The sequence below is a fragment of the Burkholderia mayonis genome (assembly GCF_001523745.2).
Lineage (GTDB): Bacteria > Pseudomonadota > Gammaproteobacteria > Burkholderiales > Burkholderiaceae > Burkholderia > Burkholderia mayonis.
This window is the reverse complement of the sequence record NZ_CP013387.1, coordinates 1512766-1534262: the sequence shown is the minus strand read 5'-3', so window position 1 is coordinate 1534262 and position 21497 is coordinate 1512766. Positions and strand designations below refer to the sequence as shown.

The following is a 21497-nucleotide window of genomic DNA, read 5'->3' as shown; positions in this document are numbered from 1 at the left end:
GCCAGCCCAGGAGACATCGATGTCCAGCCCCGCCAGCCCTACGTCCCGCGACCCTGTATTTTCCGGCCCGCCGAGCGACAACCCGCTCGGGATGGCGGGACTCGAGTTCGTCGAATTCGCGTCGCGCGAGCCCGATGCGCTTGCGCGCCGATTCGAGCAGCTCGGCTTCAAGGCGATCGCACGGCACGCCAGCAAGGCGGTCACGCTGTACCGCCAGGGGCACATGAACTTCCTCGTCAACGCGGAGCCCGACTCGTTCGCCGCGCGCTACGCGGACGAATACGGATCGGGCGTCTGCGCGATCGGCATTCGCGTCGACAACGCGCAGCGCGCGTTCGACCGCGCGATCGCGCTCGGCGCGTGGGCGTTCGAGGGAGAGCGGCTCGGCGTCGGCGAGCTGACGATTCCGGCGATCCAGGGGATCGGCGCGTCGCACATCTATTTCGTCGACCGCTGGCGCGGGCGCGGCGGATTGCGCGGCGGCGTCGGCGACATCTCGATCTTCGACGTCGACTTCCGCCCGATCGACGTCGCGACCGCGCAGGCCGACCTCGAGTACTTCGGCACCGGCCTGCGGCAGGTCGACCATCTGACGCAGACGGTCGGCAGCGGCCGGATGCAGGAATGGCTCGACTTCTACCATGATCTGCTGCATTTCCGCGAGATTCACGAGCTCAACGCGAACTGGCACGTGTCCGAGGAGTCGCGGGTGATGGTGTCGCCGTGCGGCGAGGTGCGGATCCCGGTGTACGAGGAGGGCGCGCGGCGCACCGAGTTGATGCACGAGTACCTGCCCGATCATCCGGGCGAGGGCGTCCAGCACATCGCGCTCGCGACGGACGACATCCTCGCGTGCACCGACGCGCTCGTCGCGAACGGCGTCGAGTTCGTCGAGCCGCCGGCGGGCTATTACGACGAGATCGACACGCGGCTGCCCGACTGCCGGATCGACGTCGACGCGCTGCGCGCGCGCGGGATCCTCGTCGACGGCGAGATCGGCGACGACGGCGTGCCGCAGTTGTTCTTCCAGACGTTCGTCAAGCGCCGGCCCGGCGAGATCTTCTTCGAGATCGTCCAGCGGCAAGGGCATCACGGCTTCGGCGAAGGCAACCTGACCGCGCTCGCGCACGCGCGGCGCATGGCGAGCTGACGGCGCCGGCGCGGACCACGGCCGTGGCTTTGGCCGCTGCCACAGCCGCGGCCGCGAAGTGCGGCGGCGGTTTTCGCCGAGCGCGTCGCCGATGCCCGATCGGGCATCGGCGACGCGCATCCGGCGATGCATGCCGCTCGGTTCCGCGCGCGGCAAGCGGCGCACGCGCAACCGGCTCGTTTCGGCGCGCGTCTTCGCTCGATTCGTCCCGCTCGCGCTGTTTCGAGGGTTTACTTTACGAATGCGCTACAAGCCTATTTCAAACGATTCCCGATCCGCCGGGGAGTCGGCCGGCGCGCATCGCAAGGCTTTCGCCTTATGGCTCAAACGCTGAACGCCGGCGCCCGCCGCGTCGGGCGGCCGTCCCCGTGTCTTGCATGCCTTGACCCTGCGCGCGACGAATGGCTCAATCAGCCAGCGTCGCGCAAAACCCGCCGATAGCGGGCCGCCGACGGCATCTTCGACTAAACAAGATCCAAGACAAATTGGAGGAGATACATGAAGCTTGCGCGTTTCATCGCGGGCGCGAGCGTCGCGCTCGCCGCGTCGCTTGCCCACGCGGGCGTGTCCTGCCGGCCTGCGACGCCCGCCGAAGCGGCCGTCTACACGACGCCGTTCCAGTTTCCCGGCGTGAGCTCGCCGGAGGATGGCACCTGCTGGGTCAACGACCAGAGCGTGACGGCGACGGACGGCGCGCGGCTCACCGCGAACGTGTTCCTGCCGAGGATCACGAGCCCCGGCCAGAAATTTCCGACGATCGTGATGATCTCGAGCTGGGCCGCGTCCGACTTCTTCGAATATCTCGGCCAGCAGCGCAAGCTCGCGCAGGACGGCTACATCGTGCTCGCGTACACGGCGCGGGGCTTCTACCTGTCGGGCGGACAGGTCGAGGTCGCGAGTCCGCAGGACGTGAAGGACGTGTCGTCGGCGGTCGACTGGGTGTCCGCGAACACGCCCGCCGATCCCGACAAGCTCGCGGTGAGCGGGATCTCGTACGGCGCTGGGCTGTCGCTCCTCGCGCTCGCGCAGGACAGGCGGCTGAAGACGGCGGCGGCGCTCTCCGGCTGGGGCGATCTCGTCGATCAGCTATACGGCGAGCAGTCGCCGAACGCGACGTGGAGCGCGGTGCTGTTTCTGTCCGGCAAGGTGACGGGGCGGCTCGATCCGATCGTCGGCCAGTACGTGAAGGCGCTCCTCGATCCGAACACGACGCAGGCGAAGGTCGACGAGATCGTCGCGTGGGCGCAGGTGCGCTCGCCGTCGACCTATCTCGACACGCTGAACCGCCGCGGCGCGCCCGTCTTCATCAGCAAGAATTTCGAAGACGACATGTTCACGCCCAACTCGTCGATGAAGCTGTTCTCGCAACTGACGGTGCCGAAGAAGCTGCTGCTGAATCCGGGCATCCACGCGCAGGCCGAGATTCCGGGCGCGCTCTTGGGCGCGCCGAATTACCCATACGACCAGGCGCACCGCTGGTTCGACCGCTGGCTGAAGGGCGTGCAGAACGGCGTCGATACCGAGCCGAAGGTGTCGATGCAGATCAAGTTCGCGAACACGCGCGAGTCGTTCGACACGTGGCCCGCGAGCAACGTGCAGGCGCAGACGCTGTACGTCGGGCCGCGCGGCGCGCTGCGCTGGGACCTGTCGTGCCTGTGCACGAAGGGCGTGTCGGGCACGCTGCAGAGCGCGCCGAACCGCGCCGCGGGCAGCGATCTGATCCAGAACTTCTCGGACACGACCGCGACGAGCGGCCCGATTCCGGTGCTGTCGACGTTCGGCGAGAGCCTCGGCGCGCCTGTCGTCAATCCGCTCGCGACCGTCAATCTCGCGACGGGCGTCCGCTACGAGGGCGTGCCGCTTGCGTCGCCGCTGCATTTGCGCGGAATCGCGAGGCTGAACCTGCGTGCGACGCCGTCGCAGGCGCGCGCGCAAGTCGTCGCGTATCTGTACGACGTCGACGCGCTCGGCTTCGGCAAGCTGATCACGCACGGCGCGCGGACCGTGCACTGGGCGACGCCGGGCGCGACGGTCGATTTCCCGATCGAGTTTTCGGCGACCGCGTACGACGTGCCGGCGGATCACCACATCGGCATCGTGCTCGACACGTACGACAGCCTGTATCAGCCGCCCGTCAATCCGGGCGAGCGATTCGGCGTGACGTTCCAGTTCGATCCGAACAGGCAGGCGACGCTCGTCCTGCCGGTGCGCTCGTGACGCCCGCAGCGCGTCGATGACGATGCGTGCGCTGCGGTAGTCGGCGCGCGCATCCGCATAAAAACGCCCGGCGCAAGCGGCCGGGCGTCGACAAAAAAATGGACGGCCGTATTGCTACGCCGTCCCGAAGCGCCTCTTTCGAGGTAGGGTGATAATTCGTCGATCTTCGATTTCGTTTTCCTCGTAGCGGCCGGCCAGTTTGCTCCCCGTATTGTTCGGCCCCGTCGCAGCCCGGTTTGCCGAGCTTTTTTCCCCGTCGCGTTCGGCCTGCTGGCCTTTCTTCTATCCCCGTAGCGATTGTTCTGCGATCCGCGCGGCCCGCTCGCGTCACACGCGCGCGAGCCCGACCGGATCGATGATGCGGATCTGCTTGCCGCGCGGCGCGATCAGCTTGTCGCGCTGGAACTTCGACAGCATCCGGCTGACGGTCTCGAGCTTCATCCCGAGATAGCAGCCGATCTCCTCGCGCGTCATCCGCAGATTGAATTCCGCCGCCGAGTAGCCGCGCTTCTGGAAGCGCTCCGACATGTTGAGCAGGAATGCGGCGACGCGCTGCTCCGCCGTCATCGTGCCGAGCAGCATCATCTGGCTCGATTCGCGGACGATCTCGCCGCTCATCAGCCGGTGGACGTGGTGCTGCATCGGCTTCACTTCGCGGCACACCGCTTCGAGCTGCGCGAACGGGATGATGCAGACGGTGCTGTCCTCGAGCGCGACCGCGTCGCTGTTGTGGCGGCCGCCGCACACGCCGTCGAGCCCCATCGTTTCACCGGCGATCTGGAAGCCCGTCACGTGTTCCTGGCCGTCGCGATGCATGACGACCGTCTTGAACGAACCGGTGCGCACTGCATAGATGCTCTGGAACGTGTCGTGCGTGCGAAACAGCGTGTCGCCGCGCTTGATCTGACGCGTCGAGCAGATCAACGCGTCGAGTTTGGCGAATTCGTTGACGGTCAGGTCGGCGGGCATGCAGACGCTGCGCATCGTGCAGCTCGAGCAGCGCGTGGCCGGACGCTTCGCCGCGTCGTCGCGCGCGGCCGCGCGCAGCGGCATCGTCGCGCGCGGTCGTGCGACGGACGTGAAGGCCTTCTGCGTTTGCGCTTGCAACATGATCTGCTCCTGTCATTCGGCCGCGCTCGCTCGGCGCGCGCTGGCCAGGGTTCTCACGGCGCGGCATGCGGCGTCCACGTCGGCGGTCTTGTCGAAGAAGAAATCCGCCCCTGCGTCGTTGCATGCCGCGCGAAATGCCGCTCCGGACAGGTTGGTCAGCACGATCTTGACCACCTTCGGCGCGGCGCGCGTCAGCGCCGAAATCAACTCCAGCCCGCTGTCGCCCGTCAATCTCAGCTCGATGACGGCGACGTCGGCGCCCGATTCGAGAATGCCCGCCATCGCAGCCGGGACGTCCTCGGCTTCGCCGACCACCGCGACCCCGAGGATCGTTTCGAGCAGCGACGCAAGGCGCGCTCTGACCGGGGCCGCGTAGTCGACGAGAAAGACTCTCAGCGGAGGAGTTGATTCGCGTGCATCCATGGCCGGCAGTATGGTCTGCCCAATCGCGGCGTGAAATCAGCGCCGGGTGAAAATGAGGTAGGCGATGGCGCGGTCGCTGTAGGGATATCCCTACGAGGGTTTGAGCGGATGCGGACAAAGGGCGGGGCGGCGGCTGGCGACGTCGGGGGCGGGCATGGGACGAGCGGGCTGGCGGGCGGTGTCGACGGGAAAACGGGCGGGCCGATCGCGGGCGAGTCTGGGCGGGGACGGGGCGGCGGGCGGTGGCGGAGCGATGGAGTATGCGGTGCGCGAAGCGGCGGCCTGGCACCGTTGCGCTGCCGCCCGGGCGACGGCCGCCCGGCGAGCCGCCCAATGGGCGACGGCGCGACAGGCGCACGAGCGGCGGCCCGTCGCGCTACGGCGAGCGCCGACCGGACTTCGATCAGACCTCGTCGCTGTCGTCGAACAGCTTGTGCCGCATCGCGTAGCGGACGAGCGCCGCGTCGTGCGGCATCTGCATCTTCTCGAGGATGCGCGCCTTGTAGGTGCTGACCGTCTTCGCGCTGACGTTGAGCGCCTGCGCGATCTCGCTGATCGTCTCGCCGGCGGCGATCCGGCGGAACACGTCGAACTCGCGGTCCGACAGGCGCTGGTGCGGCAGCGACTCGGTGGGCTCGTTCAGGCTTTGCGCGAGCCGCTCGGCCATCGCGAGGCTCACGTAGACGCCGCCCGCCGCGATCTTCGTCAGCGCGCCGATGAGCTCCGCGCTCGCGCTTTCCTTCGTCATGTAGCCCGACGCGCCCGCGCGGAACGCACGCGACGCGTATTGCTGCTCCGCGTGCATCGTCAGCACGAGGATGCGCAGCGTCGGCTTTTCTTCCTTGATCTGCTTGATGAGATCGATGCCGTTGCGGCCCGGCATCGACAGGTCGAGCACGAGCACTTGCGCATCGGCCGAGCGCATCAGCTCGATCGTCGAGATGCCGTCGCACGCCTCGCCGGCGACTTCGAAGCCCGGCGTGCTGCTGAGGATGTGGCGCAGACCGTCGCGCACGAGCGCGTGATCGTCCGCGATCAGGACCTTGATCATGGAAGCGCGTCCTGTTGCCGGATCGCCGCGAGCGGCAGCGCGACCTTGATCGAGAAGCCGTGGCCGGGCGCGGAATCGGTCGTGACGGTGCCGCTCAGCATGTGTGCGCGCTCGCGGATGCCGATGAGGCCGAACGACTTGTCGCCGTGCGCGTCGCGACGCTCGTCGGGCTGCATGCCGCGGCCGTCGTCCTTGATCTGCAGCACGCAGAGGTCCTGGTCGATCGCGAGCATCAGCGTCACGCGGGTCGCGTCCGCGTGACGCGCGACGTTCGTCAGCGCCTCCTGGACGATCCGGAACAGCGTCGTCGCGCCGGCGTTCGAAAAGCTCGTGTCGGCCGTGTCGAGCCGGCGTTCGACGTCGATCCCGTAGCGGTTCGTGAAATCGTTCGCGAGCCATTCGATCGCGGGCACGAGGCCGAGATCGTCGAGCATCACGGGCCGCAGGTCGGCTGCGATGCGTCGCACCGACGCGACCGTCGAATCGATCAGGCGGCGCATCCCGTGCAATTGCTGCTCGACGGCCACGACCAGCTGCGCGTCGGGCTGCTCGTCGCGATAGCGGGCGAGCGCGAGCGCGATCGCCGACACGTCCATCTTGAGGGCGGTGAGTTGCTGGCCGAGGTCGTCGTGGAGCTCGCGCGCGATCCGCGTCTTTTCTTCCTCGCGCACGTTCTGCAGATTCGCGGACAGTTCGCGCAGCTCTTCGCGCGATTGCCGCAGCGCGGTCTCGGCGCGCACGCGCTCGGTCACGTCGCGCAGCATCACCGTGTACAGCTTGCCGGAGCCGTCGCGGATCTGTGAGATCGACGCTTCGATCGGAAACTCCTCGCCGTTCTCGCGCAGACCGAACAGCACGCGCTGGCGGCCCATCTGCCGGTCGGACACGCCCGTCACGCCGAACTGCTCGACGTGCCTCGCGTGCGCCGCGCGAAAGCGCTCGGGAATGAAGCGCGCGAGCGGCGAGCCGATCGCGTCCATCGCGGACACGCCGAACACGCGCTCGGCGGCCGGATTGAAGATCACGACGGTCTGTGTCTCGTCGATCGTGATGATCGCTTCCATCGACGAGCGGATGATGCCCATCATCCGCGCTTCGTTGATCGGATTGTCGTCGGCGTTCACGGCGCGCGCGCCGAGGCGGCTGACGAGCAGATACGCGAGCACCGCGAGCAGCGCGGACGTCGCCGCGCCGGCGACGAGCACCGTGGTCGCGACGGCGTTCGAGCGGATCGCCGCCCAGCGGTTTTCGGTCGTGTAGGCGAGCGTGAGCGGCGCGCCGCCGAAATTGAGCTGCTCGGTGCGGGCGAGCGGCGGATGCGACGTGTCGGCGCCGTTGTATTCGCGGTCGGTCGCGTAGACGAGCGTGCCCGGCTCGCCCGCCGTCAGGCGCAAGTCGATGTCGCGGTCGTTCGCGGTCGACAGCTCGATGAGGCGCCGCGCATCGAGCGTCGCGGCGACGAAGCCCGATGTGTCGGCGCGGCGGCGTTCGATGGCGGGCAGCGCTTCGTTCGACGTGTAGACGGGCAGATAGAGCGTGAGCGCGCCGACGCCGCTGTCCGGCGCGTACGCGCCGTCGGACGGCGTCGCATGCGCGTCGAGCGTGACCAGGCCGGAATCCGCCGCGCGCAGCAGCGCGGCGCGCGTCTGCGGATCGACGTTCGTCTGCGCGGCGCCGACGACGATCTTCGCGTCGACGAAGCCGAGCGAGCGGATCGGCGAGCGCGCGCGGTCGAGGTCGAGCTGCGCCTGATAGTTCGGCCAGCCGACGGCGGCGGGCGAAGCGTTCGCGCCGAGCATGCCGCGCGCGCCGCGCAGCACCGTCGCGGCCGCCAGCAGCTCTTGCTGCAGCGTGGTCGTCACGTGCCCGGCGCGCCGCTCGAAACGGGCTTGCGCGGCGTCGCGCTCCTGCTGCAGCACGAGACGTGCGACGCCGTATGACGCCGCGAATCCCAGCGCGGCGACGATCACGGCGACGAGCGCGCCGCGCCGGTCGGTACGGGACGCATCGCTCGATGCGCCAGGGTTGATCCCGCTGGCGGTCATGAGTTCATACCTATGCTTCGTTATGCCGGTGCTGCTGGTTGGGGAGCGTCGAGCATATGGGCTCGATGCGCAGCGGGAATTGGAATGTCGATATTTTGCGTGATTCCTGCCATTTTCGGCAATGCGACATCGCCGAGGTGCTGCGGATCGAATTCTTTCAAATATTACGCCGCCGGGCAATTCATTCGAATCCGGTGCAGCCGTCCGCGTCAAGGCTCGCGCCTTGTCGGCGGCGTAAGGGTGCCCGCTGTGCGGCGCATCGTGCGGAGCGGCATCGGCGCATCGAACCGGCAACGCGCGGCACTCGACGCTGCGCTTTTTCATCCGCTGTCACAAGTACGCCGTCCAATTCGTCGATATTCGGCGACGCATGGCCATTGGCGTTTTCCATGCCTTTAGCCGTATTCGACTGTGCGCAGTCCTTTTTTCATGACCATTTTTTTCGACGTCGCTTCGGCGGATTCCGGCCGCGCAGGTCCGGCAGATGAAGTGTCGAATGCCGGAGCCGAAGCCGGAGCGACCGGTGGATTGCGCTGCCCACGCCCAAGCGCGCCGCACCGGACGGGCTCGAGATGCTCGCGCGCCGCGATCGCGACGACTGCGACGACCGCGCGGATCGACTCGCAATTGCGATCGCACGCACGATGCCGCATCCGGCGCTCGGCTCGCATTCTCGTCGAGATTGTTCACGTTACCTTTACTTTGTGAAGGGCCGTTGCTAGATTCAAAACCGTGCGCCTCACCCCCACAAGGATCGCCATGAGCCATTTCCTGGACAGGCTGCGCTTTTTCACGACGACCCGCCCGCAGTTTTCCGACGGACATGGCGCGGTCACCGACGAGGACCGAAAGTGGGAAGAGGGCTACCGGCAACGCTGGCAGCACGACAAGATCGTCCGTTCGACGCACGGCGTGAACTGCACCGGCTCGTGCTCGTGGAAGGTCTACGTGAAAGGCGGCATCGTCACGTGGGAGACGCAGCAGACCGACTATCCGCGCACCCGCCCCGACATGCCGAATCACGAGCCGCGCGGCTGCTCGCGCGGCGCGTCGTACTCGTGGTACCTCTATAGCGCGAACCGGCTCAAGTATCCGCTCGTGCGCAGCGCGCTCGTCAAGTTGTGGCGCGCGCGGCGCCGCACGATGGCGCCCGTCGACGCATGGCGCTCGATCGTCGACGACGAAGCCGCGCGGCGCGGCTATCAGAGCCGCCGCGGCCTCGGCGGCTTCGTGCGCGCGACGTGGGAAGAAGTCAACGAGATCGTCGCGGCGGCGAACGTGCATACGATTGCGCGCCACGGGCCGGACCGCGTCGTCGGCTTCTCGCCGATTCCTGCGATGTCGATGGTGTCGTACGCGGCGGGCTCGCGCTATCTGTCGCTGATCGGCGGCGTGTGCCTCAGCTTCTACGACTGGTATTGCGACCTGCCGCCCGCGTCGCCGCAGACGTGGGGCGAGCAGACCGACGTGCCCGAGTCCGCCGACTGGTACAACTCGACGTTCATCGTGATGTGGGGCTCCAACGTCCCGCAGACGCGCACGCCCGACGCGCACTTCCTCGTCGAGGCGCGCTACAGGGGCACGAAGATCGTGTCGGTGTTTCCCGACTACGCGGAAGGCGCGAAGTTCGGCGACCTGTGGCTGCATCCGAAGCAGGGCACCGACGCGGCGCTCGCGCTCGCGATGGGCCACGTGATCCTGAAGGAATTCCACGTAGAAGGATCGAGCGACTACTTCTCCGATTACTGCCGCCGCTACACGGACATGCCGTGCCTCGTGCGGCTCGTTCCGCACGGCGCAGGCTACGCGCCCGAGCGGCTCGTGCGCGCGTCCGATTTCGACGGCGCTTTAGGCGAGGCCGAGCATCCGGACTGGAAGACCGTGATGATCGACGACGCGACGGGCGAGTTCGTCGTGCCGGTCGGCTCGGTCGGTTTCCGCTGGGCGCGGCAGGACGGCGGCGATCGAGGCAAGTGGAACCTGAAGGCGGAGACGTCGCGCGGCGGCGCGCTCGCGCCGCGCCTGTCGCTCGCGAAAGCGCATGACGAAGTCGTCGACGTGCTGTTTCCGTACTTCGGCAACCAGCCGCACGCGCATTTCGACCACACCGCGCATGCGTCCGAGCTGTCGCGCGGGATCGGCGCGCGGCGCGTCGCGACGCCGGACGGCGAAATGCTCGTCGCGACCGTCTACGATCTGTTCGTCGCGAACTACGGGCTCGACCAAGGCCTCGGCGGACGCGACGTCGCGACAAGCTATGACGACGACGTGCCGTACACGCCCGCGTGGCAGGAGGCGATCACCGGCGTGAAGCGCGAGGACGTGATCTCGGTCGCGCGCCAGTTCGCGGAGAACGCGCACAAGACGCAGGGCAAGTCGATGGTGATCGTCGGCGCGGGGATCAATCACTGGTTCCACATGGACATGACGTACCGCGCGATCATCAACATGCTGATCATGTGCGGCTGCGTCGGCAAGTCGGGCGGCGGCTGGTCGCATTACGTCGGGCAGGAGAAGCTGCGGCCGCAGACCGGCTGGACCGCGCTTGCGTTCGCGCTCGACTGGCACCGGCCGCCCCGGCAGATGAATTCGACGTCGTTCTTCTACGCGCATACCGACCAGTGGCGCTACGACCCGATGGATCCGTCGGCGCTGCTGTCGCCGCTCGCGGACAAGCGCCGCTTCCACGGCGCGCCGATCGACTACAACGTGCGCGCCGAGCGGATGGGCTGGCTGCCGTCCGCGCCGCAACTGGGCGCGAACCCGCTGCGCGTCGGCGCGGACATCGCCGATCCCGCGCACGCGGGCGCGGAGATCGCGCGGCGCTTAGCGTCGGGCGAGCTGAAGATGGCGTGCGAGGACCCGGACGCGCCCGAGAATTTTCCGCGCAACCTGTTCGTATGGCGCTCGAACCTGCTCGGCTCGTCGGGCAAGGGCCACGAGTACTTCCTGAAGCACCTGCTCGGCACCACGCATGGCGTGCAGGGCGACGAGATCCGCGAAGGGGATGGCGTCCGGCGCCCTGAGGAAGTGACGTGGCATGCCGACGCGCCGTGCGGCAAGCTCGACCTGCTCGTCACGCTCGATTTCCGGATGTCGACCACCTGCATGTACTCGGACGTCGTGCTGCCGACCGCGACGTGGTACGAGAAGGACGACATGAACACGTCCGACATGCATCCGTTCATCCATCCGCTGTCGGCGGCGGTCGATCCGGCGTGGCAGTCGAAGAGCGACTGGGAGATCTTCAAGGGGATCGCGAAGCGCTTCTCGGAGCTGGCCGACGGGCATCTCGGGATTGAGCGCGACATCGTGCTCGCACCGATCGCGCACGACAGTCCGGCGGAGCTCGCGCAGCCGTTCGACGTGCGCGACTGGAAGCAAGGCGAATGCGATGCGATTCCCGGCAAGACGATGCCGGCCGTCGTCGCCGTCGATCGCGACTACCCGGGCACGTACCGCAAGTTCACGTCGCTCGGGCCGTTGATGGACCGGCTCGGCAACGGCGGCAAGGGGATCGGCTGGGACACGAAGGACGAGGTCGCGCTGCTCGGCGCGCTCAACTATCGCGTCACCGAAGAAGGCTGCGCGCAGGGCCGCCCGCGTATCGACAGCGCGCTCGATGCGGCCGAAGTGATCCTCGCGCTCGCGCCCGAGACGAACGGCGCGGTCGCGGTGAAGGCGTGGCAGGCGCTGTCGCGCGTGACGGGCGTCGAGCACGCGCATCTCGCGCACGCGCGCGAGGACGAGAAGATTCGCTTTCGCGACATCCAGGCGCAGCCGCGCAAGATCATCTCATCGCCGACGTGGAGCGGGATCGAGTCCGAGCACGTGTCGTACAACGCGGGCTACGTGAACGTGCACGAGTTCGTGCCGTGGCGCACGTTGAGCGGCCGGCAGCAGCTCTATCAGGATCATCCGTGGATGCGCGCGTTCGGCGAGTCGCTCTGCGCGTACAAGCCGCCCATCGATACCGGCAGCTACGCGCACATGGTCGGCCAGCGCTCGAACGGCAATCCCGAGATCGTGCTGAACTTCATCACGCCGCACCAGAAATGGGGCATTCACAGCACGTACACGGACAACCTGCTGATGCTGACGCTGTCGCGCGGCGGGCCGATCGTCTGGATGTCGGAGCGCGACGCGCAAGCGATCGGCGTCGCCGACAACGACTGGATCGAGTGCTACAACGCGAACGGCGCGTTGTGCGCGCGCGCCGTCGTGAGCCAGCGGGTGCCGCGCGGGATGGTGATGATGTATCACGCGCAGGAGAAGATCGTGAACACGCCGGGTTCCGAGATCACCGGCACGCGCGGCGGCATCCACAACTCGGTGACGCGCGTGTCGCTGAAGCCGACGCACATGATCGGCGGCTATGCGCAACTGTCGTACGGCTTCAACTATTACGGCACCGTCGGCTCGAATCGCGACGAGTTCCTGATCGTGCGCAAGATGAAGCGGATCGATTGGCTCGACGGCGAAGAGGAACGCGAAGGCGGCGCGATTGCCGCCGGCGCATCGGCCGCACCGGGCGAACGCAACGTCGATGCAGGAGAAACCCGATGAAAATCCGCGCGCAGATCGCGATGGTGCTCAATCTCGACAAGTGCATCGGCTGCCACACGTGCTCGGTCACGTGCAAGAACGTGTGGACGAGCCGCGAAGGGATGGAGTACGCGTGGTTCAACAACGTCGAGACGAAGCCGGGCATCGGCTATCCGAAGGATTGGGAAAACCAGGAGCGCTGGCGCGGCGGCTGGAAGCGGCGCGCGGACGGCAGGATCGAGCCGCGCCTCGGCGGCAAGTGGCGGCTGCTCGCGCAGATCTTCGCGAATCCGCATCTGCCGGAGATCGACGACTACTACGAGCCGTTCACGTTCGACTACGCGCATCTGCAGGAAGCGGGCGACGCGAAGGCGATGCCCGTCGCGCGCCCGCGCTCGCTCGTGAGCGGCGAGCGGCTCGAGAAGATCGAGTGGGGGCCGAACTGGGAGGAGATTCTCGGCGGCGAGTTCGACAAGCGTTCGAAGGATTACAACTTCGACAACGTGCAGAAGGACATCTACGGCCAGTTCGAGAACACGTTCATGATGTACCTGCCGCGGCTTTGCGAGCATTGCCTGAATCCGGCATGCGTCGCCGCGTGCCCGTCGGGCTCGATCTACAAGCGCGAGGAAGACGGGATCGTGCTGATCGACCAGGACAAGTGCCGCGGCTGGCGGATGTGCGTGTCCGGCTGCCCATACAAGAAGATCTACTACAACTGGCAGAGCGGCAAGGCGGAGAAGTGCATCTTCTGCTATCCGCGCATCGAGGCGGGCCAGCCGACCGTCTGCTCGGAGACCTGCGTCGGCCGCATCCGCTATCTCGGCGTGCTGCTGTACGACGCCGACCGCATCGGCGAGGCGGCGAGCGTCGAGCGCGAGACGGATCTGTACGAAGCGCAGCTCGCGCTCTTTCTCGATCCGAACGATCCCGCGATCGCCGCGCAGGCCGAGCGCGACGGCGTGCCCGCCGCGTGGCTCGACGCGGCGAAGCGCTCGCCCGTCTACAAGATGGCGATCGACTGGAAGATCGCGTTCCCGCTGCATCCGGAATACCGCACGCTGCCGATGGTCTGGTACGTGCCGCCGCTGTCGCCGATCAACGCGGCGGCGAACAGCGGCGCGCTCGGGATGAACGGCTATCTGCCGGACGTCGAATCGCTGCGGATACCGCTGCGCTATCTCGCGAACCTGCTGACGGCGGGCGACGAAGCGCCGGTGAAGCTCGCGCTCGAACGTCTGCTCGCGATGCGCGCGTTCATGCGCGCGCGGCACGTCGATCGCGTCGATGCGCCGGGCGTGCTGAAGCAGGGCGGCCTGTCGATCGCGCAGGTCGACGAGATGTACCGCTATCTCGCGATCGCGAACTACGAGGATCGCTTCGTGATCCCGACGGCCCATCGCGAATACGCGGAGGATGCATTCGATCTGCGCGCGTCGTGCGGCTTCTCGTTCGGCAACGGCTGCTCGGGCGGGACGTCGGAAACGAGTCTCTTCGGCATGAAAAAAAGCCAGAAGACGATTCCGATCAAGGAGGTGGGGGGATGAGCGACGCACCGCTCGAGCCGCGCGGCGCGGTGTATTCGGCGCTGTCGGCGCTGCTCGATTATCCGGGCGACGCGCTCGTCGACGCGCTGCCCGCGATCGACGCCTGCTTGCGCGACGCGAAAGGGCTGACGAAAGACGCGCGCGCGGGGCTCGCCCGCTTTCTCGCGTATCTCGGCGAGCGCGATCTGCTGACGCTGCAGGAGAATTACGTCGCGCTGTTCGATCGCGGGCGCGCGACGTCGCTGCATCTGTTCGAGCACGTGCACGGCGAATCGCGCGATCGAGGCCAGGCGATGGTCGATCTGCTGCGGATGTACGAGCAACACGGGCTGTATCTGAGCGCGCACGAGCTGCCCGATTATCTGCCGGTGTTCCTCGAATATCTGTCGCGCCTGCCCGAGCGCGACGCGCGCAACCTGCTCGCGGAGACGGCCGAGATCCTACGGTCGCTCGCGGCGGCGCTCGCCAAGCGGGGCAGCCATTACGGCTTCTTGATCGGCGCGCTGCTGTCGCTCGCGGGCAAGGGGCAGGCAGACGTGCCCGATGCGCCGGACGACGACGCGCACACGGTCGTCGACCATCGCGCGCTCGACGCCGACTACGTGGACGAACCGGTACGTTTCGTCGGCGCGGCGACGCCGGGCGCGACGGAGCCCGTGCGGTTCTACGACAAGCGGCCGGGACGGTAGACGGCGGGACACGGGCGGGCGCAGGGGCGTCGACGCGCAGCCGGCAAGCGTCGCCGGTCACGGGCGGAAGCGCGGACGAAGGCCCAACGAAAAACTCGCCGAAGGTTTCGGCGAAGGACCCGACGAAGGATCAGGAGAAGCCCATGAGCGATTACCTGAATACGTTTCTGTTCGGCATCTATCCGTATCTGTGTCTTGCGGTGCTTTTGATCGGCAGCCTGATCCGCTTCGATCGCGAGCAATACACGTGGAAGAGCGATTCGTCGCAGTTGCTGCGGCACGGCGCGCTGCGGCTCGGCAGCAACCTGTTCCACTGGGGCGTGCTCGTCGTCGTGATCGGCCACTTCGCCGGCTTTCTCGCGCCGCACTGGCTCGTGTCGCCGTTCCTGTCTGCGTCCGCGCATCAGTTGATCGCGATGGTCGGGGGCGGCGCGGCGGGCGCGGTCGCGATCGTCGGGCTCACGATCCTGATCGCGCGACGTCTCGGCGATGCGCGGATCCGCCGCAACAGCCGCAAGTCCGACATTCTGATCGTGCTGATGCTGTGGGCGCAGCTCGCACTCGGGCTCGGGACCGTCGTGCTGTCGGCGCGCCACATGGACGGCGCGATGTTCGAAGTGCTGACCGACTACGTGAAGGGCGTGGTCACGTTCCGGCCGGGCGTCGCCGAGCTGCTCGTCGGCGTGCCGTGGACCTATCGCGCGCACATCCTGCTCGGCTTCACGATCTTCCTCGTGTCGCCGTTCACGCGAATGGTGCACGTCTGGAGCGGCTTCGCGTCGGTCGCGTATCTGATTCGGCCGTATCAAGTGGTGCGCAAGCGCTGAGACGCCGATGAACGCGATCGACGAAACCCCCGGCGCGCAGCGGCCTGCGCGCGTCAGCGTCAACGGCGTCGAGATCGGCGCGTCCGACATCGACGACGAGCGTGCGCATCACAGCGATGCCGACGATCCGCTCGATGCGGCGCGGCGCGCGCTCGTCGTGCGCGAGTTGCTGCGGCAGCGCACGGTCGCGCTCGGGCTCGCGGCGGGCGGCGCGCCGCTCGACGACGGCGTGCTCGACGCGCTGCTCGCGAGCGAGCTCACGCATCTGCCGGAGCCGACGCGCGACGATTGCGAGCGCTATTACCGGAACCATGCGGCGCGCTTTCGCCGGCGCGACATCGTCTACGCGAGCCATATCCTGTTCGCGGTGACGGACGCGACGCCGCTCCCGCCGCTGCGCCGCGAGGCCGAGGCGACGCTCGCGCGCGTGCTCGCCGATTCGCAGACGTTCGAGACGCGCGCGCGCGAGCTGTCGAACTGTCCGTCGGCGAACGTCGGCGGCAGCCTCGGGCAGCTGCTGCGCGGCGATTCGGTGCCGGAGTTCGAGGCGGCCGTGTTCGATACGCCGGACCTGGGCGTGCTGCCGCGCCTCGTGAATACGCGCTTCGGTTTCCACATCGTGCGGATCGACCGTCGCGTGCCGGGCGATCCGGTGCCGTTCGACGCGGTCGCGTCCGACATCGCCGCGTTTCTCGCCGAGCACGTGCGGCACAAGGCGATCCAGCAATACGTGACGCTCCTTGCGAGCGGCGCACGGATCGAGGGCGTCGCGCTCGGCGACGCGAACGGCCCGCTGGTTCAGTGAACTGATCGACAAAGGAGGGCGGACATGGCCTCACAGCACGGTTCCGGCGCGTTCGACCATGTCCTCGCCGTCCCGGCGCGCGCATGGTCGGTGCTCTTTGCGAGCACGCTCGCGTTTCTCGTCTGCTTCGTCGTCTGGATGATGTTCGGCGTGATCGGCATCCAGCTGCGCGAGGATCTGCATCTGAACGCGACCGAATTCGGGCTGCTCACGTCGACGCCGGTGCTGACGGGCGCGCTGATGCGGCTGCCGCTCGGCGCGTGGACCGACCGCTTCGGCGGCCGCATCGTGATGACCGTGCTGCTCGTCACCTGCGCGGTGCCGGTCTATGCGGTCAGCTATGCGACCGAGCTCTGGCAATTCCTGTTGATCGGACTCTTTCTGGGCTGCGTCGGCGCGTCGTTCGCGGTCGGCACGCCGTATGTCGCGCGCTTCTTTCCGCCGCAACGGCGCGGGCTCGCGATGGGCGTGTTCGGCGCCGGCACGGCCGGTGCGGCGGTCAATCTGTTCGTCACGCCGCTCTTGCTCGCCGCGTATGGCTGGCGCTTCGTGCCGCGCGTGTACGCCGTCGCGCTCGTCGTCACCGCGGCGATCTTCTGGCTCGCGTCGGCGCCCGATCCCGGCGCGGGCGCGCAAAAGGGCGCGTGGCTCGACTCGTTCAAGGTGCTGCGCGATCCGCGCGTGTGGAAGCTCTGCCAGTACTATTCGATCACGTTCGGCGGCTTCACCGCGCTGTCGCTGTGGATACCGCAGTATCTGAAGAACGGTTACGGGATGTCGCTCGTCGCCGCGTCGGCGTTCGCGGCGGGATTCTCGTTGCCGGGCTCGGTGCTGCGCGCGCTCGGCGGCGGGCTGTCCGACCGCTACGGCTCGCATGCGGTGACCTGGTGGGGGCTGTGGGTCGCGTGGATCTGCTTGTTCCTGCTGTCCTATCCGCCGACCGACCTCGTGATCCATACGGTCGACGGCACCACGACGCTGCAACTGCACCTTCCGCTCGCCGGGTTCGTCGCGCTGACGTTCGCGCTCGGCGCCGTGTTCGCGTTCGGGATGGCGTCGACGTTCAAGTATGTCGCCGACGATTTTCCGGACAACATGGGCGTCGTCACCGGCATCGTCGGGCTCGCGGGCGGACTCGGCGGCTTTCTGCTGCCGATCATCTTCGGCGCGCTCGTCGATCTGTTCCGCGTGCGCTCGACGTGCTTCATGTTCCTGTACGGGATCGTCTGGGTGTCGCTGATCATCCTCTATCTGTCTGAGATCCGGCGCGTGCCGGTTCCGGGCGGCGTCAGGCGCTGAACGGTCAGGCCACGCGCTCGGCGTCGGCCGGCTGCGCTTGCGGTTCGTCCGCCGGCGCCTGCTTGCCGTGCGACGACGACCGCTTGCCGTGCGACGACGACCGCTTGCGCGCGGCCGGCTCGAGAATGCTCGAGGCGTTGCCGAGGAAGAGCCAGTGGACCTGGTCGGGCGCGGACGCGTCGGTTTCGCGAATCCAGTTCGCGCCGCAGGCGCCGCAGCGGTATTTGCCGATCTCGATCGGCTTGCGCAGCAGCGGCCGCAGCCTGGTCGGCTTGCCGACGGCGACGAGCGGCACGCCGCTCGCGGGATGCCGCTCGGCGAGGAGCAGCTGACAGACATCGCAAGGTATCATTGCTGCTTTCGTACGACGCGGGCGCGCACGCACCCATGAATCAGGCGACGGTCTTGCGGCGCGGCTGCGGCTTCGCGGCGCCGCGGACGGCAACTGGACTGCGCGTCTTGTAGCTCACGCCGTGCTGCTCGAGATAGTCGCGAATCATCTGACGCACGACTTGCGATGGCGTCAGATCCTGCGCGGCGCACAACTGCTCGAACGCCTTCTTCTTGAAGGGGTCGATCAGGACGGTCAGACGAGCGCTTTTCGTTTCCATGGCGGGACACAGTGGCGAGTATGTTAATCAAATTATAATACATGCCGATTCCCGGACGATTTTTCGTCCGTCCCCTCATTTCCGGCGCGGCTTCGCGCGCCGCGGATCAAGCCTCGACCGGTTCGCCGAACCGGCTCCAATCGTAGCTCACGCCCAGTTCGATGCGCACCGCCGCCTCGACGAGATCGACGCTGTGCCGATCCGCAATCGCGTTCGCGCGCTCGATCATCGTCTCGAGCGACGGCAGCGGCGCGTCGCCTTTCCACGCGAAGCCGATCAGATTGAGCGCGCTGTCCTCGGCGGGCGCGAGCGTCGCCGACGCGCCGAACACATCGCGCAGCGCGGCGAGGCAGTCGGCGACGCGCGGATCGTCGGTCAGCAGGTTGACGACGAGCACGCCGCCTTCCGCGAGATGACGATGGCAGTCGGCATAGAATTGCCGGTTGCCGAGCTCGTACGGCAGGCCGGCGGCGTCGAAGCCGTCGACGATCAGCACGTCGGCGCACGCATCGCGAGACGCGACGTAACGGGCGCCGTCGGCGCACAGGACCGCGAAGCGCGCGTCGTCGGGCGGAATCCGGAACCGGTCGCGCAGTGCGATCACGTCCGGATTGATTTCGACTGTCGTGATTTGTGCATCGGGCAGGTGCCGGTGGCAATACTTCGCGAGCGAGCCGCCGCCCAGGCCGATCATTGCGATCCGGCGCGGCTCGGGACGCAGCAGCAGAAAGCCCATCGCCGTGCGCGTGTAGCCGAGCGCGAGCATGTCCGGGCTGTCGGCGTACATGCAGCTTTGCATGCCGCGGTCGTCGAAGCACAGTGACACGAGGTGCGGCGTTTCGATCACGACCGGCGAGTTCGCGCGCCCGCAGCGGTGCGGGGCGGACAGCGGCTCGGACGCGTTCGCGGACATGCCGGGAAAACGCGGTCGCATCGGCCGATTTCCGCTCATCGGCTCGCGGTCAGCAACGAAGCGAGCGAATCGAGCGCGTCGTCCTCGTCGGGGCCGCTCGACAGGATCTGCATCTGCGTGCCGCACTTCGCGCGCAGCGCGACGACGGACATCACGTCCTTCGCGTTCGCGCGGCGGCCGTTCGCGACGACGACGATGTCGCTCTGAAAGCAGCCAGCCGTGCCGGCGAGCGCCTGACCGGCGAGCGCGGCGTCGTAGCGCCCCCATTTCAGGCCGATCTCGATCAATGCTTGTGCCACCAGGATTCCTTCAAGTAATTCATCGCGCGCCGGCCGTTCCGTCCGGCTTTCGCGCGTGCCTGCTGCGCGTGCCTGCTCAGTGCATGACGCGGGCCTGCGCACGGGCGAGGAATGCGAGCAGTTCGCCATCCCACGCGTCATCCTGCAGGACGATCTTCGCCGTGTCGAGCGGCTTCATGTCGCGGTTCAGATGCATGAGGAGGAGCGACCGGGGCGGGCACGGCCGGCGGAAGAAGTGCCCGTCGTCGTCGAGGAAGAGGCAGGGGCGCTGCCGGATCCGCGCGCTCGAGACCGAGATTCGATCGAGCACGTGGCGCGCCGATTCCTTCGGGTAAACGAAGATGACGTTCGTGCCGAGCGCTTCGAGGCGCCCGCAGGCGTCCGCGAAACGGTACAGCATCTGGAAGCCGCGCTCTCCGCTCCGGCCGACGCCGACGATCACGAGCCCCTGCGCGCCCATCACGTCCCGCGCCTCGCGACGCGCGTAGTCGTGAGCCAGGAGCGCTACATGCATGTCGAACATGCGTGCCTCCGGGACGGGCCGCGCATCGGACGGCACGTGCAGTTGAGCCAATCGCCGGACGGGGCCGGCGCGCGATCGATCATTTTCGTGCCAAGGAATGTATATGCACATAACATTAACATGATATGTGCGTGTCAGGAAAGTGGGCGAGTGCGTCGAACGGGGCTGGCCTGGGTGCGAGAGGGGAGGCGGTGCGTACTCCGGTTGCTGACGAAATGCTTTCGGCTTAATAGTGTAACCGGCCGTCGCGGCCTGCACGACACTGCTGCCGACGTGGACGTGGACGTGGACGTGAACTCGCGGCCGGCCGGGTGGCGGCGAGCGACGGTATTCGAAACTTGACATTGCTTTCGCTCTCGCCCTCGGGGCCGGGACGCCGGACCCGGAACGCGAACCTGTCGTGCGGGGCGGAGCGCGCAAGGCGGCGCTCCGTGATCGGGCCGCGCCGAGCGAGGCGACCCCGCCCGAGTCCGCGCCGGCAAGCGCCGCCCATCTACGCGCGCGAATCGACGCGGGCGGGCGCCGCCGCGCTCCCGCGCGCCATCAATGCACGCGCCCGTCGCCCGGCCGGCTCGCCCATTCGCGCAGATCGTCGAGCATCGGCACGCCGGCCAGCACGACGAGGAGGCCGGCGAGCGGGATCGTCACCGAATAGCCGACATGCTTGAAGCCGAGCGCGCCCGCGAGGCCGCCGGCGAAGAACATCGCCAGCATCGCGCCGAGCACGCGCAGCTTCTGCCGGTTCGCGTACACATCGGGCTCGCCGGGCCCGGCTTGCGTCGAATTCCAGTAGAACAGCTTGCCGAGCTCGATGCCGAGATCAGTGACGATGCCCGTCATGTGCGTCGTGCGGATCTCGGCGTTCGAGAGCTTCGTGATGATCGCGTTCTGCAGGCCCATGATGAAACACAGCAGGACGACGGTGACGGGCACGAAGAACGTCCGCCAGAGCGCGAGATGGCTGCCGAGCAGGCCGAAGCACAGCAGCAGGAACGCCTCGAGCAGCAGCGGGAACGCGTAGCGGCTGTGCAGCCGCTTGCGCCGCCCCCAATTGACGAGCACGGCCGACGATGCGGCGCCGAGCAGGAACGACGCGAGCGACGCGATTCCCGCGAACGCGAGTACGACGTTGCCGAGCGCCGCCTGATCGGCGATCGCCGATACGATCCCGCTCATGTGCGACGTGTACTGCTTGACGGCAAGAAAGCCGCCGGCGTTCGCGGCGCCCGCGACGAACGCGAGGGAAAAGCCGAGGTGCCGGTTGGCGTCGAGATTGCGATCCTTTCCGGCGAGACTGCGAAAGTAGGCGACTGGCATGGCATGGCGTGGCGGCGGATGGTCCTGCGCGTCCTGCTCACCTAGCCGGGGACGGGCGTGTTCGGGCGCCGAACAGTCGCGACGCGTACCGGGGAACGAGGTGATGCGTATCGGCGCGTATGGTGA

General features: G+C 67.6%; 18 protein-coding genes. 8 read left to right on the top strand and 10 right to left on the bottom strand.

What is annotated here, in order from left to right:
* The first annotated feature begins 19 nt into the window (after nt 1-19).
* The gene (locus WS70_RS25415) at nt 20-1150 is read left to right on the top strand and encodes a 4-hydroxyphenylpyruvate dioxygenase family protein (protein ID WP_059598362.1); all 1131 of its coding nucleotides are present in this window, start codon (nt 20-22) and stop codon (nt 1148-1150) included.
* A 498-nt stretch (nt 1151-1648) separates the two neighbouring features.
* Nucleotides 1649-3367, top strand: coding sequence for a CocE/NonD family hydrolase (locus tag WS70_RS25410; RefSeq protein ID WP_059598361.1), 1719 nt, complete (start codon nt 1649-1651; stop codon nt 3365-3367).
* Nucleotides 3368-3694: 327 nt separating this feature from the next.
* Here WS70_RS25410 and WS70_RS25405 read toward each other — a convergent pair whose 3' ends face one another.
* From WS70_RS25405 to WS70_RS25390, 4 genes are all read right to left on the bottom strand, one after another.
* Entirely contained in the window at nt 3695-4477 is a 783-nt protein-coding gene (locus WS70_RS25405; protein WP_108034054.1) for a helix-turn-helix domain-containing protein, read from the bottom strand.
* A 12-nt stretch (nt 4478-4489) separates the two neighbouring features.
* On the bottom strand, nt 4490-4900 hold the full coding sequence (locus WS70_RS25400; RefSeq protein ID WP_059473037.1) for a response regulator: 411 nt from the start codon (nt 4898-4900) through the stop codon (nt 4490-4492).
* Between the two features lie 403 nt (nt 4901-5303).
* Nucleotides 5304-5951, bottom strand: a complete 648-nt coding sequence (locus tag WS70_RS25395; protein WP_059473038.1) for a response regulator — start codon at nt 5949-5951, stop codon at nt 5304-5306.
* The gene (locus WS70_RS25390) at nt 5948-7996 is read right to left on the bottom strand and encodes a PAS domain S-box protein (protein ID WP_059598360.1); all 2049 of its coding nucleotides are present in this window, start codon (nt 7994-7996) and stop codon (nt 5948-5950) included. Before WS70_RS25390 ends, WS70_RS25395 begins: the two co-directional genes overlap by 4 nt.
* Nucleotides 7997-8755: 759 nt before the next feature.
* On the opposite strand from WS70_RS25390, the gene WS70_RS25380 reads away from it, so the two are divergent.
* From WS70_RS25380 to WS70_RS25355, 6 genes are all read left to right on the top strand, one after another.
* Nucleotides 8756-12562 (top strand): nitrate reductase subunit alpha, encoded by a 3807-nt coding sequence (locus WS70_RS25380; protein ID WP_059598358.1) that lies wholly within the window; start codon nt 8756-8758, stop codon nt 12560-12562.
* Nucleotides 12559-14088 (top strand): nitrate reductase subunit beta, encoded by a 1530-nt coding sequence (narH, locus tag WS70_RS25375; RefSeq protein WP_059473041.1) that lies wholly within the window; start codon nt 12559-12561, stop codon nt 14086-14088. Before WS70_RS25380 ends, narH begins: the two co-directional genes overlap by 4 nt.
* The gene (gene narJ / locus WS70_RS25370) at nt 14085-14777 is read left to right on the top strand and encodes a nitrate reductase molybdenum cofactor assembly chaperone (RefSeq protein ID WP_059473042.1); all 693 of its coding nucleotides are present in this window, start codon (nt 14085-14087) and stop codon (nt 14775-14777) included. The genes narH and narJ overlap by 4 nt, the downstream gene beginning before the upstream one ends.
* A gap of 143 nt (nt 14778-14920) precedes the next feature.
* A complete protein-coding gene (gene narI, locus WS70_RS25365; protein WP_059598357.1) occupies nt 14921-15604 on the top strand; it encodes a respiratory nitrate reductase subunit gamma in 684 nt (227 codons plus the stop codon).
* 7 nt (nt 15605-15611) lie between these two features.
* Nucleotides 15612-16409, top strand: coding sequence for a peptidylprolyl isomerase (locus WS70_RS25360; protein WP_059598356.1), 798 nt, complete (start codon nt 15612-15614; stop codon nt 16407-16409).
* A 24-nt stretch (nt 16410-16433) separates the two neighbouring features.
* The gene (locus tag WS70_RS25355; protein ID WP_059473045.1) at nt 16434-17708 is read left to right on the top strand and encodes an MFS transporter; all 1275 of its coding nucleotides are present in this window, start codon (nt 16434-16436) and stop codon (nt 17706-17708) included.
* Between the two features lie 4 nt (nt 17709-17712).
* On the opposite strand, the gene WS70_RS25350 is transcribed toward WS70_RS25355, so the two are convergent.
* From WS70_RS25350 to WS70_RS25325, 6 genes are all read right to left on the bottom strand, one after another.
* Nucleotides 17713-18060 (bottom strand): hypothetical protein, encoded by a 348-nt coding sequence (locus WS70_RS25350; RefSeq protein ID WP_059473046.1) that lies wholly within the window; start codon nt 18058-18060, stop codon nt 17713-17715.
* 40 nt (nt 18061-18100) lie between these two features.
* Complete coding sequence (locus WS70_RS25345; RefSeq protein WP_010109026.1) at nt 18101-18319, bottom strand: ribbon-helix-helix protein, CopG family; 219 nt, start codon at nt 18317-18319, stop codon at nt 18101-18103.
* A 106-nt stretch (nt 18320-18425) separates the two neighbouring features.
* Nucleotides 18426-19232, bottom strand: coding sequence for a fused MFS/spermidine synthase (locus WS70_RS25340; RefSeq protein WP_059598409.1), 807 nt, complete (start codon nt 19230-19232; stop codon nt 18426-18428).
* A 35-nt stretch (nt 19233-19267) separates the two neighbouring features.
* Nucleotides 19268-19531, bottom strand: coding sequence for an HPr family phosphocarrier protein (locus WS70_RS25335; RefSeq protein WP_059473047.1), 264 nt, complete (start codon nt 19529-19531; stop codon nt 19268-19270).
* A gap of 76 nt (nt 19532-19607) precedes the next feature.
* Entirely contained in the window at nt 19608-20054 is a 447-nt protein-coding gene (locus WS70_RS25330) for a hypothetical protein (protein ID WP_059473081.1), read from the bottom strand.
* A gap of 543 nt (nt 20055-20597) precedes the next feature.
* Nucleotides 20598-21371, bottom strand: a complete 774-nt coding sequence (locus tag WS70_RS25325) for a YoaK family protein (RefSeq protein WP_059473049.1) — start codon at nt 21369-21371, stop codon at nt 20598-20600.
* Between the last annotated feature and the right edge of the window lie 126 nt (nt 21372-21497).

Coding starts and splice junctions, on each gene's coding strand:
- WS70_RS25415 (WP_059598362.1), top strand. CDS start 20: ATGTCCAGCCCCGCCAGCCCTACGTCCCGCGACCCTGTATTTTCCGGC.
- WS70_RS25410 (WP_059598361.1), top strand. CDS start 1,649: ATGAAGCTTGCGCGTTTCATCGCGGGCGCGAGCGTCGCGCTCGCCGCG.
- WS70_RS25405 (WP_108034054.1), bottom strand. CDS start 4,477: ATGTTGCAAGCGCAAACGCAGAAGGCCTTCACGTCCGTCGCACGACCG.
- WS70_RS25400 (WP_059473037.1), bottom strand. CDS start 4,900: ATGGATGCACGCGAATCAACTCCTCCGCTGAGAGTCTTTCTCGTCGAC.
- WS70_RS25395 (WP_059473038.1), bottom strand. CDS start 5,951: ATGATCAAGGTCCTGATCGCGGACGATCACGCGCTCGTGCGCGACGGT.
- WS70_RS25390 (WP_059598360.1), bottom strand. CDS start 7,996: ATGACCGCCAGCGGGATCAACCCTGGCGCATCGAGCGATGCGTCCCGT.
- WS70_RS25380 (WP_059598358.1), top strand. CDS start 8,756: ATGAGCCATTTCCTGGACAGGCTGCGCTTTTTCACGACGACCCGCCCG.
- narH (WP_059473041.1), top strand. CDS start 12,559: ATGAAAATCCGCGCGCAGATCGCGATGGTGCTCAATCTCGACAAGTGC.
- narJ (WP_059473042.1), top strand. CDS start 14,085: ATGAGCGACGCACCGCTCGAGCCGCGCGGCGCGGTGTATTCGGCGCTG.
- narI (WP_059598357.1), top strand. CDS start 14,921: ATGAGCGATTACCTGAATACGTTTCTGTTCGGCATCTATCCGTATCTG.
- WS70_RS25360 (WP_059598356.1), top strand. CDS start 15,612: ATGAACGCGATCGACGAAACCCCCGGCGCGCAGCGGCCTGCGCGCGTC.
- WS70_RS25355 (WP_059473045.1), top strand. CDS start 16,434: ATGGCCTCACAGCACGGTTCCGGCGCGTTCGACCATGTCCTCGCCGTC.
- WS70_RS25350 (WP_059473046.1), bottom strand. CDS start 18,060: ATGATACCTTGCGATGTCTGTCAGCTGCTCCTCGCCGAGCGGCATCCC.
- WS70_RS25345 (WP_010109026.1), bottom strand. CDS start 18,319: ATGGAAACGAAAAGCGCTCGTCTGACCGTCCTGATCGACCCCTTCAAG.
- WS70_RS25340 (WP_059598409.1), bottom strand. CDS start 19,232: ATGTCCGCGAACGCGTCCGAGCCGCTGTCCGCCCCGCACCGCTGCGGG.
- WS70_RS25330 (WP_059473081.1), bottom strand. CDS start 20,054: ATGTTCGACATGCATGTAGCGCTCCTGGCTCACGACTACGCGCGTCGC.
- WS70_RS25325 (WP_059473049.1), bottom strand. CDS start 21,371: ATGCCAGTCGCCTACTTTCGCAGTCTCGCCGGAAAGGATCGCAATCTC.